Origin of the sequence: Pseudomonas sp. zjy_15 (assembly GCF_043101865.1) — a bacterium.
In the GTDB taxonomy this organism is placed as follows: domain Bacteria; phylum Pseudomonadota; class Gammaproteobacteria; order Pseudomonadales; family Pseudomonadaceae; genus Aquipseudomonas; species Aquipseudomonas putida_Y.
The window spans coordinates 1-11,153 of sequence record NZ_JBICII010000096.1 but is presented as its reverse complement, the minus strand read 5'-3'; the positions used below and the strand labels follow the sequence as shown (position 1 = coordinate 11,153).

The following is an 11,153-nucleotide window of genomic DNA, read 5'->3' as shown; positions in this document are numbered from 1 at the left end:
CCGGATCGGTGGTGGACCCATGTCGGTGGTTGGGCGCAGGCCCTCGTAGGAGCGGGTCGGTGGTGGACACAGGTCGGTGATTGGGCGCAGGTCCTCGTAGGAGCGGGTTTATCCGCGAAAGGGCCGGCCCTGCTGGCCAATCTCCACCCGCCGTTCAGCGTTGCCGCCGCTACCGTATTCGCGGGTAAACCCGCTCCTACGCCGGATCGGTGGTGGACTCAGGTCGGTGGCGGGGCACAGGCCGTCGTAGGAGCGGGTTCACCCGCGAAGAGGCCATCAAACCCCGTGCAAAAAAATCAAATTTTTTCTATTTACCCCTTGAAAGCATTTCCCTCGGCCATATCTTTTGAGTACGCGATGCCGAAGCCGGGTCGCGTAATGACTTACTTGCTGAATCTCAGGAGTTTATGACCATGACTACTGCTTTCTCTCTTGCTCCACTGTTCCGCCATTCCGTTGGTTTCGACCGTTTCAACGACCTGTTCGAATCCGCGGCACGTAACGAGGCCGGTAGCAGCTACCCGCCCTATAACGTGGAAAAGCATGGCGATGACCACTACCGCATCGTGGTTGCTGCAGCCGGTTTCCAGGAAGAGGACCTCGACCTGCAGGTCGAAAAAGGTGTCCTGACCGTGACCGGTGGCAAGCGCGACAATAGCGCCGCTGAAGTGACCTACCTGCACCAGGGTATCGCACAGCGCGCCTTCAAGCTGTCGTTCCGCCTGGCTGATCACATCGAAGTGAAGGCCGCCGGCCTGGCCAATGGCCTGCTCAGCATCGACCTGCTGCGCATCGTGCCAGAAGAAGCCAAGGCCAAGCGCATTCCGATCAATGGCGAAAAACCAGCGCTGAACTGATCGCACTGCAATGAAAAAGGGCACCTCCAGAGGTGCCCTTTTTCGTGCTTCTCGCGCCGTCCCGTAGGTGCGCGAGAGCCATGCCATCAGTAATCTGCCGGCGCCTCCAGCAACATCTGCCGAAATTCCGGCAACGGCAATGGCCGGCTGTGCAGATAACCCTGGTACAGATGGCACCCCAGTCGCTCGAGAAACGCCAGCTGTTCGGTCAGCTCTACCCCTTCGGCAATCACCGCCAGGTCCAGACTGCGCGCCATGGCGACAATGGCGCGGACAATCTCTGCGTCGTTGGGGTCGACAGGGGCGTCGCGTACGAAGCTCTGGTCGATTTTCAGCGCATCCACCGGCAGGCGCTTCAGGTAAGTCAGCGAGGAATAGCCGGTGCCGAAGTCATCCATGGCAAAACTCACGCCGTAACGCTTCAGCTCGCGCATCTTGCTGATGGTGTCTTCCAGGTTCTGGATGACGATGCCTTCGGTGATTTCCAGCGTCAGCATCTGCCGCGGCAGGCGATAATCGTCCAGGCTGCGCAGCACCCGCCCGACAAAGTCGTTCTGGCGGAATTGTCGCGGGCTTATGTTCACACACAGGCTGAAATCATCAGCGTCGATCAGCCCGTCGGTGAGCATGCGGGCGCAGGCGTCGCAGGCTTCGTCGAGAATCCAGCTGCCGACTTCAAGGATCAGGCCGCTTTCTTCCAGTACCTGGATGAACTGCGAGGGCGGTTGCTGACCCAGTTGCGGGTGGTGCCAGCGCAGCAGTACTTCGGCGCCGACGATGCGGTTGTCGCGGGCATCCACTTGCGGCTGGAAGTGCAGCGCCAGTTCGCCACGGGCCAAGGCCAGGCGCAGGTCGTTTTCCATGCGCAGGCGCTCGCTGGCGGCCTTCTGCATGGTGGTGTGGAACAGCTGGGTGGTGTTGCGACCGGAGTCCTTGGCCCGGTACAGGGCGATATCGGCACGCTTGAGCAGGTCGGCCGGTGTGGTGCCGTGGTCGGGGATCAGCGCCACGCCGATGCTGGGCGTTACCTGCAGGCGCTGGCCATCCAGTGACATGGGCTCGGCCAGCAGTTCGCGCAGGGTGTCGGCCAGCTCGCGCACTTTCTCTTCCACGTGTTCGCGGCTCCCTTCCAGGCCGCTGAGCAGTACCACGAACTCGTCGCCCCCCAGGCGCGCTACGGTGTCCTCCAGACGCACGCTGGCCTCCAGACGGGCGGTGATGATCTTCAGCACGGTGTCGCCCACCGGGTGGCCCAGCGAGTCGTTGATGTGCTTGAAGTGGTCAAGGTCGAGGAACAGCAGGGCGCCACGCAGGTTATGGCGCTTGAGCAGGGCGATCTGCTGGCTCAGGCGGTCCATCAGCAAGGCGCGGTTGGGCAGGTTGGTCAGCGGGTCGTGATAGGCCAGGTGGCGTATCTGCGCCTGAGCGTTCTTCAACTGGCTGACGTCGCGGGCAGTCAGCAGCAGGCAGTCCACTTCGTTGAGGGTGATCGGTTCCACCGAAACCTCCACCGTGAGGATATCGCCACGCTTGTTTCGCCCGAGCATCTCGCGGTGGTGTACCCGGCCGCGCTCGCGCAATTCGGCCAGCAGCGCGCTGCGCTGCTTGTCGTCGGCCCAGATGCCGATCTCATACACCGTGTGGCCGATCACGTCGGCAGTGCTGTAGCCGGTCAGGCGGCAGAAGCCGTCGTTGACTTCCAGGTAGCGGCCGCTGTGGCGTTCGGTAATGGTGATGGCGTCGGGGCTGGAGTGGAAGGCCTTGGCGAACTTCTCCTCGCTGGACTTCAGCGCTGCTTCTGCGCGTTGTTGCTGGGTGATGTCGCGCAGGGTGGTAACGCTGCACGGCTGGTCGTCGACGGTGATCAGGCGGCTGGAAATCACGCAGGTCAGTGGGGTGCCATTGCGGTGGTTGAGTATCACTGCGACGTTGCTCAACGCCTGTTCGCGGATCACCTGCTCGATACGTTGCGCGCGCTCAACGGACTCGGCCCACAGGCCGATCTCCTCTGCGGTACGCCCAAGCACCTGCTCGCTGCTCCAGCCGAAGGTCTGGGTGAACGCCGGATTGATCTCGATGAACTGGCCGGTATCCTGGCGAGTGACGCAGATCGGGTCGGGGCTGACCTGGAACAGGCTGGCAAACTTCTCTTCCGAGGCGCTCAGGCGCTGTTCGCGCTCCACCTGGTCGGTGATGTCGAGCAAGGTGCCAGCCATGCGCAGGGGGATGCCCTGGTCGTCGCGGTACAGCCGAGCGCGGCTTTCGATGTAGCGTGAAGCGCCGTTTTCCAACTGCACTCGGTAGGTGATCTGATAGTTACCGGCAGGCCCTTCGCGCAGGCTACGGTAGGCCTGTCGCATCGAGTTGCGTTCTTGCTCTGGCACACCCTCGAAGAATGCATCGAACGATTCATGAAAGGGGATAGGCGGCAAGCCATGCAGCTGCGCGGCGCGGGCCGAGCCGTAGAGCATGCCGCTTGGAATGTGCCAGTCCCAAGTGCCCAGTTGTGCCGAATCCAGGGCCAGGTCCAGGCGCTCCTGGCTGTCTTTCAGGGCCTGCTCGGCGCGCTTGCGTTCGGTGGTGTCGACGAATGTACTGATCAGGAAGGTCACGCCTTCCAGTTCGATGCCCTGGGTACACAGGATGCCATCATGCACCTTGCCACTGGATGCGCGGAATTGCACCTCCATCGTCAGCGGGCCGCCGTTGGCGCGGGTCGACTCGATTATCTGGTGGCGCTGTTCGGGGTTGACCCACAGGCCCAGTTCCAGGCTGGTCTTGCCGATCACCTGGCTGCCGGGCCAGCCGAACATGTCTTCGAAGTGCTGGTTGACCTCGAAGATCATGCCATCGTGGCGGCGGGTCAGCAAAATGGCGTTGGGGCTCAGGTGGAACAGCGTGGCGAAGCGCTTTTCCGAATTGATCAGCGCCGTTTCCCGCTCGCGCTGACGGGTGATCTCGCGGATCACACCGATCATCTGCGGTCGGCCGTGCGGGTCGTGGGTCAGGCTGCCGTTGATCTCCAGCCAGTGCAGGCTGCCGTCCGGCCAGCGGATACGGTGGCGCATGGCCTGTTCCACTGGCTCGCCGTTGACCACCGCCTGGAACACCTGGCGCGTACGGGCGCGGTCCTCCTCGGGCAGCAGGTCGAGGTAATCGATATCGGCGGGCAGTGGCCGCTGTGGATCGAAACCGAACAGGGCCTGGGTACCCCGCGACCAACTGACCCTGCCGCTTTCGATATCCCATAGCCAGGCACCCAGGTGCGCACCGTTGAGCGCTGCCAGCAGTTGCGGGGCGCTCTGCCAGGCCTGCTCGGACTCCTGGGGATCAGCTGCAGGTATTCGCGGCAGGCGCAAAAAGCGGTTTGCTGATTTGGGCATCGGTACCAGACCTGTGGCGTATGACGTGTCCTTGGAATCGGAATAGCTGGCTGACAACCGGTCAGGTGGGCCCTGAGTGGCTGTCGAGCAGGGCCATGAATGCCCTGGCCGCATTCGATAGCGTACGCTCCGTGTGCAGAATGTAGCCTAGCTGGCGCGAAAGCTGTATGCCGGGCAAAGCGATGGGTGCAACTTGTTCGTCGAGCATGGTGCGTGGCAGTACGCTCCAGGCCAGACCGATCGACACCATCATCTTGATGGTTTCCAGGTAGTTGGTGCTCATGGCGATGTTCGGCGTCAGGCCCTGGCTTTCGAACAGGCGCTGGACAATATGGTGGGTAAAGGTATTGCCACCGGGGAATACCGCCGGGTGGCGGGCGACGTCAGCCAGGCTGACCGCCTGGTTGCTGGCCAGCGGATGCTCGGGGGCGGCGACGAAGTCCAGGGCGTCGTCCCACACCGGCACAGCCTTGACCAAGTGGTGTGGCTCGGGCGCCAGGGTGATCACGGCGATTTCGGCTCGGCCATGCAAAATCTCGTCGTAGGCCTGTTCCGAATCCATGAACTGAATATCCAGCGCCACTGCCGGGTACTGGCGGGTGAAGACCCGTAACAACGGGGGCAGGCGGTGCAGGCCGATGTGATGGCTGGTGGCCAGGGTCAGGCGACCGCTCACGGCCCCGGTCAGATTGGTCAGCGCCCGTCGGGTATCATCAAGGACGTTGAGGATCTGGTAGGCCCGCGGCAGCAGGGCACGTCCGGCTTCGGTCAGGGTCACCTCGCGCCCCAGGCGGTCGAACAGGCGTACGTCCAGTTGCTGCTCCAGGCCGGCGATGCGTTTGCTGATGGCCGGTTGGGTCAGGAACAGGCGTTCGGCTGCGCCGGAAAAGCTGCCGGTTTCAGCAATGGCGATGAAGGCACTGAGGTTAGCCAGGTCCATGGTGTCGTATTCCTTTGGGTTATCCAAAGCATAAAAATTATGAATTTGAGTTATTCAATCTAACCCCCTAGCATCGTCCGTACAAGCCAAGGGGTCTTTGGCATAGAAAGACGCTGATGAGGAACAGTCTGATGGCTGGCAAAACGCTCTACGACAAACTCTGGGAAGCCCATGAGGTCAAGCGCCGTGATGACGGCTCGTCCTTGATCTACATCGACCGCCACATCATCCACGAAGTGACGTCGCCCCAGGCCTTCGAAGGCCTGCGCCTGGCCAACCGCAAACCGTGGCGTATCGACGCCAACATCGCCACGCCGGACCACAACGTGCCGACCACGCCAGAGCGCAAGGGCGGTATCGAGGCGATCGTCGACCAGGTGTCGCGCCTGCAGGTGCAGACCCTCGACGAGAACTGTGACGAATACGGCATCGTCGAATTCAAGATGAACGACGAGCGCCAGGGCATCGTCCACGTCATCAGCCCGGAGCAGGGCGCCACCTTGCCGGGCATGACCGTGGTCTGCGGTGACTCGCACACCTCCACCCACGGCGCCTTCGGTGCCCTGGCCCACGGCATCGGCACCTCCGAGGTCGAGCACGTGCTCGCCACCCAGTGCCTGGTCGCCAAGAAGATGAAGAACATGCTGGTGCGCGTGGAAGGCCAATTGCCGGCCGGCGTTACCGCCAAGGACATCGTGCTGGCCGTGATCGGCAAGATCGGCACCGCCGGTGGCAACGGTCACGCCATGGAGTTCGCTGGCAGTGCCATCCGCGAATTGTCGATGGAAGGCCGCATGACCATCTGCAACATGTCCATCGAAGCCGGTGCCCGCGTGGGCCTGGTGGCGACCGATGCCACCACCGTTGCCTACGTCGAAGGCCGTCCGTACGCGCCGAAGGGCGAGCAGTGGAAGCAAGCGGTCGAATCGTGGAAAGACCTGGTGTCGGATGACGACGCCGTATTCGACACCGTGGTGGAACTGGATGCCACCCAGATCAAGCCACAAGTCAGCTGGGGCACTTCGCCCGAAATGGTTCTGGCTGTCGACCAGCGTGTGCCAGACCCGGCTGCCGAAGCCGACCTGGTCAAGCGTGGTTCGATCGAGCGTGCCTTGAAGTACATGGGGCTGACCGCCAACCAGGCGATCACCGATATCAAGCTCGACCGTGTGTTCATCGGCTCGTGCACCAACTCGCGAATCGAGGACCTGCGCGCAGCGGCGGAAATCGCCAAGGGCCGCAAGGTGGCTGCCAGTGTCAAGCAAGCCATCGTCGTACCGGGCTCGGGGCTGGTCAAGGCTCAGGCCGAGCGTGAAGGCCTGGACAAGATCTTCCTCGAAGCCGGTTTCGAATGGCGTGAACCAGGCTGCTCGATGTGCCTGGCGATGAACCCGGACCGCCTGGAAAGCGGCGAGCACTGCGCGTCCACCTCCAACCGCAACTTCGAAGGCCGTCAGGGCGCCGGTGGTCGTACCCATCTGGTCAGTCCGGCCATGGCCGCCGCTGCTGCTGTAGCTGGCCACTTCATCGATGTCCGCGAGTTGATCCAAGGGAGCGCAGCATGAAAGCCTTTACCCAGCACACTGGCCTCGTCGCACCGTTGGACCGTGCCAACGTCGACACCGACCAGATCATCCCCAAGCAGTTCTTGAAGTCGATCAAGCGCACCGGCTTTGGCCCGAACCTGTTCGACGAGTGGCGTTACCTGGATGTGGGGCAGCCCTACCAGGACAATAGCAAGCGCCCGGTCAATGAGGAGTTCGTGCTCAACCACGCGCGCTACCAGGGTGCCAGCGTGTTACTGGCGCGGGAGAACTTTGGTTGCGGCTCCAGCCGTGAGCATGCCCCTTGGGCGCTGGACGAGTACGGCTTCCGCAGCATCATTGCGCCGAGCTTTGCCGACATTTTCTTCAATAACAGCTTCAAGAACGGCTTGCTGCCGATCATTCTGAGCGATGAGGAAGTCGACGAGCTGTTCAAACAGGTCGAAGCCAACCCGGGCTACCAGCTGACCATCGACCTGCAGGCGCAGGCGGTGACCCGCCCGGATGGCAAGGTGCTGCACTTCGAGATCGATGCGTTCCGCAAGCACTGCCTGCTCAACGGTCTGGACGATATCGGCCTGACCCTGCAGGACAGCGATGCGATCAAGGCCTTCGAAGCCAAGCACCGTGCCAGCCAGCCCTGGCTGTTCCGTGATGCCTGAAGTTCGTAGGTGAAAGTGCCGGCCTCTTCGCTCCTACAGAGGGGTACGCGGTCGTTGTAGGAGCGGGTTTACCCGCGAAGAGGCCGGCACAGGCAACAAAAATCTAAAGGAACGAGACATGACCAGCACCCAGCACACCGATGTGGTCCAACGCCAGTTCGGCGAACAGGCCAGCGCCTACCTCAGCAGCGCCGTGCACGCCCAAGGCAGTGAATTCGCCCTGCTGCAGGCCGAGCTGGCAGGGCAGGCCCATGCCCGCGTGCTGGACCTGGGCTGCGGTGCCGGTCATGTCAGCTTCCACGTCGCCCCGCTGGTTAACGAAGTGGTCGCCTACGACCTCTCTCAATCCATGCTCGACGTGGTCGCCAGCGCCGCCGCCGAACGCGGCCTGGGCAATATCATTACCGAACGCGGCGCTGCCGAACGCCTGCCGTTCGCCGATGCTTCGTTCGACTTCGTCTTCAGCCGTTATTCGGCCCACCACTGGAGCGACCTGGGCCTGGCCCTGCGCGAAGTGCGCCGGGTCCTCAAGCCGGGTGGTGTGGCGGCGTTCATCGACGTGATGTCGCCGGGCAGCCCGCTGCTCGACACTTACCTGCAAACGGTCGAAGTGCTGCGCGACACCAGCCATGTGCGCGACTATTCCGCCGCCGAGTGGCAGCGGCAGGTCAGCGAAGCCGGCCTGCACGTGCGCAGCCACACCCGCCAACCGCTGCGCCTGGAGTGGAGCACCTGGGTTGAGCGCATGCGCACACCCGAGCCGATGCGCGTGGCCATCCGCCAGTTGCAGCAAGCCATGGGCGAAGAAGTACGGCAGTATTACCAGATCGAGGCCGACGGCTCGTTCAGCACCGATGTGCTGGTGTTGTGGGCCGAGCGTTAAGCACTTTTCGGTGGGGCCCGCTTGGCCACACCGCGTGAATGGATAGAGGAAAGCATGAGCAAGCAGATTCTGATTCTCCCAGGTGACGGTATCGGCCCGGAAATCATGGCCGAAGCGGTCAAGGTACTGGAACTGGCCAACGACAAGTTCCAGCTCGGCTTCAGTCTGGCGCACGACGTGATTGGCGGTGCCGCCATCGACAAGCACGGTGTGCCGCTGGCCGACGAAACCCTGGAGCGTGCGCGCAAGGCCGATGCGGTGCTGCTGGGGGCTGTGGGCGGGCCGAAGTGGGACAAGATCGAGCGAGACATCCGCCCGGAACGAGGCCTGCTGAAGATCCGCTCGCAACTGGGCCTGTTCGCCAACCTGCGCCCGGCCATCCTTTACCCGCAACTGGCCGATGCCTCGTCGCTGAAGCCGGAAATCGTGTCGGGCCTGGACATTCTCATCGTCCGTGAGCTGACCGGCGGCATCTACTTCGGTGCCCCGCGCGGCCAGCGCGAGCTGGAAGGCGGCGAACGCCAGGCCTACGACACTCTGCCGTACAGCGAAAGCGAAGTGCGCCGTATTGCCCGTGTCGGCTTCGACATGGCCCGCGTGCGCGGCAAGAAACTGTGCTCGGTGGACAAGGCCAACGTTCTGGCCTCCAGCCAGCTGTGGCGTGAAGTGGTCGAGGACGTGGCCAAGGACTACCCGGACGTGGAACTGAGCCACATGTACGTCGACAACGCTGCCATGCAGCTGGTGCGTGCACCCAAGCAGTTCGACGTGATGGTGACTGATAACATGTTCGGTGACATTCTGTCGGATGAAGCTTCCATGTTGACCGGTTCCATCGGCATGCTGCCTTCGGCGTCCCTGGATGCCGACAACAAGGGCATGTACGAGCCGTGCCACGGCTCGGCACCGGACATCGCAGGCCTTGGCATCGCCAACCCACTGGCGACCATCCTGTCGGTGTCGATGATGTTGCGTTACAGCTTCAATCAGTCGGCTGCCGCCGAGGCGATCGAGAAGGCCGTGAGCCTGGTTCTGGACCAGGGTCTGCGCACCGGCGACATCTTCTCGGAAGGCTGCCGCAAAGTTGGTACGCAGGAAATGGGCGACGCAGTAGTCGCAGCGCTGCGGAATCTGTAATCTCTCTGGCCCGCCCCCCAAAATTCCCGGTGGCGGCCCACTTTTAGCAAAGGTGTAGTTGCGATGAAACGTGTAGGTCTGATCGGTTGGCGCGGTATGGTCGGTTCCGTGCTCATGCAGCGGATGCTGGAGGAGCAGGATTTCGACCTTATCGAGCCGGTGTTCTTCACTACCTCCAATGTTGGTGGCCAGGGTCCGAACGTGGGCAAGGATACAGCGCCCCTCAAGGACGCTTATTCGATTGAAGAACTCAAGACCCTCGACGTTATCCTGACCTGCCAGGGCGGCGACTACACCAACGAGGTCTTCCCCAAGCTGCGTGAAGCCGGCTGGCAGGGTTACTGGATCGACGCCGCTTCGTCCCTGCGTATGCAGGATGACGCGGTGATCATCCTTGATCCGGTCAACCGCAAGGTCATCGACCAGCAGCTGGACGCCGGTACCAAGAACTACATCGGTGGCAACTGCACCGTCAGCCTGATGCTGATGGGCCTGGGTGGCCTGTTCGAGGCCGGTCTGGTCGAGTGGATGAGCGCCATGACCTACCAGGCGGCTTCGGGTGCCGGCGCGCAGAACATGCGCGAGCTGATCAAGCAGATGGGTGCTACCCACGCCGCAGTGGCCGATGACCTGGCCAACCCGGCCAGCGCCATCCTCGATATCGACCGCAAGGTTGCCGAGACCATGCGCAGCGAAGCGTTCCCGACCGAGAACTTCGGTGTGCCGCTGGCGGGCAGCCTGATCCCGTGGATCGACAAGGAACTGCCGAACGGTCAGAGCCGCGAAGAGTGGAAGGCCCAGGCCGAAACCAACAAGATCCTTGGCCGCTTCAAGAGCCCGATCCCGGTAGACGGCATCTGCGTGCGCATCGGCGCCATGCGCTGCCACAGCCAGGCGCTGACCATCAAGCTGAACAAGGACGTGCCGATCGCCGACATCGAAGGCATGATCAGCCAGCACAACCCTTGGGTGAAGCTGGTGCCGAACCAGCGTGAAATCAGCATGCAGGAGCTGAGCCCGACCAAGGTCACCGGCACCCTGAACATCCCGGTTGGCCGCCTGCGCAAGCTGAACATGGGTTCGCAGTACCTGGGCGCGTTCACCGTGGGTGACCAGCTGCTGTGGGGCGCCGCCGAACCGCTGCGCCGCATGTTGCGGATTCTGCTGGAGCGTTGATCGTTCAGGCTTCACCTGAAAAATACCGCACTGGTGACAGTGCGGTATTTTTTTATGCCTGAAAGTATGCATTTGGGTCGCGGGCCTAATCGCCAGATAATTCATGCCGCTGTTTAATGGCGAAATGTCTGCTCTGACAGACCCCTTGCTCTTGCCCTTGCTCTCGCCGTTGCCGTTGCCGTTGCCGTTGCTTTTGCTTCTAAGCGCGCGGTAGTTCAGGCGACGCAGATTGCGACTTCAGGAGGCCGAGCGCAGGGCTTGCGAAGGGAGGTGACGGGCATGGATGCCCGTCAAGCGCTGGGCCCCAGGATGGGGCCTGCAGCGCGGTCCTCCCGGGAGCAAGCCCGGAGCGAGGGGACCCCGAAGCGTAGCGTAGGGGCCGGATGATGGGAGCCGACGGTTTTGGTTACTTTGGCCACGACCAAAGTAACCCGCCGGAAGGGCGGAAAGGTGAATAGGCGCCAACATCGTGAATGAATGTCTGCTTGATGTGTAAGCGCACAACCCAAAAGCTCAAAAGCTTAAGCGCCGGTTTTGATCGGGCGTACAGTCCGTTTGCGATGGCGACGCC

Annotated in this window: 8 protein-coding genes; 6 read left to right on the top strand and 2 right to left on the bottom strand. The window is 62.4% G+C overall.

The annotated features are described in order from the left end of the window. The first annotated feature begins 413 nt into the window (after window positions 1-413). Window positions 414-857 carry an Hsp20 family protein gene (locus ACF8EF_RS17455; RefSeq protein WP_019437397.1) on the top strand — a complete coding sequence of 148 codons (444 nt, stop codon included), beginning with the start codon at window positions 414-416 and terminating at the stop codon, window positions 855-857. A gap of 86 nt (window positions 858-943) precedes the next feature. Here ACF8EF_RS17455 and ACF8EF_RS17450 read toward each other — a convergent pair whose 3' ends face one another. Then, window positions 944-4,240 carry a PAS domain S-box protein gene (locus tag ACF8EF_RS17450; protein WP_392460945.1) on the bottom strand — a complete coding sequence of 1,099 codons (3,297 nt, stop codon included), beginning with the start codon at window positions 4,238-4,240 and terminating at the stop codon, window positions 944-946. A gap of 61 nt (window positions 4,241-4,301) precedes the next feature. Then, a complete protein-coding gene (locus tag ACF8EF_RS17445) occupies window positions 4,302-5,180 on the bottom strand; it encodes a LysR family transcriptional regulator (protein WP_176685815.1) in 879 nt (292 codons plus the stop codon). A gap of 131 nt (window positions 5,181-5,311) precedes the next feature. Between ACF8EF_RS17445 and leuC the strand changes: the two genes are divergently transcribed. The 5 genes from leuC to asd all read left to right on the top strand — a co-directional run bounded on the left by leuC (window position 5,312) and on the right by asd (window position 10,582). Beyond that, window positions 5,312-6,745: a 3-isopropylmalate dehydratase large subunit gene (leuC, locus tag ACF8EF_RS17440; protein WP_392460943.1), complete on the top strand. Its 1,434-nt coding sequence runs from the start codon at window positions 5,312-5,314 to the stop codon at window positions 6,743-6,745. Then, window positions 6,742-7,386, top strand: a complete 645-nt coding sequence (gene leuD, locus ACF8EF_RS17435) for a 3-isopropylmalate dehydratase small subunit (protein WP_003247192.1) — start codon at window positions 6,742-6,744, stop codon at window positions 7,384-7,386. The genes leuC and leuD overlap by 4 nt, the downstream gene beginning before the upstream one ends. 118 nt (window positions 7,387-7,504) lie before the next feature. Then, window positions 7,505-8,269 (top strand): methyltransferase domain-containing protein, encoded by a 765-nt coding sequence (locus ACF8EF_RS17430; RefSeq protein ID WP_339536160.1) that lies wholly within the window; start codon window positions 7,505-7,507, stop codon window positions 8,267-8,269. 54 nt (window positions 8,270-8,323) lie between these two features. After that, on the top strand, window positions 8,324-9,406 hold the full coding sequence (leuB, locus tag ACF8EF_RS17425; RefSeq protein WP_003247194.1) for a 3-isopropylmalate dehydrogenase: 1,083 nt from the start codon (window positions 8,324-8,326) through the stop codon (window positions 9,404-9,406). Between the two features lie 63 nt (window positions 9,407-9,469). Next, on the top strand, window positions 9,470-10,582 hold the full coding sequence (asd, locus tag ACF8EF_RS17420) for an aspartate-semialdehyde dehydrogenase (RefSeq protein ID WP_021784927.1): 1,113 nt from the start codon (window positions 9,470-9,472) through the stop codon (window positions 10,580-10,582). Window positions 10,583-11,153: the final 571 nt, after the last annotated feature.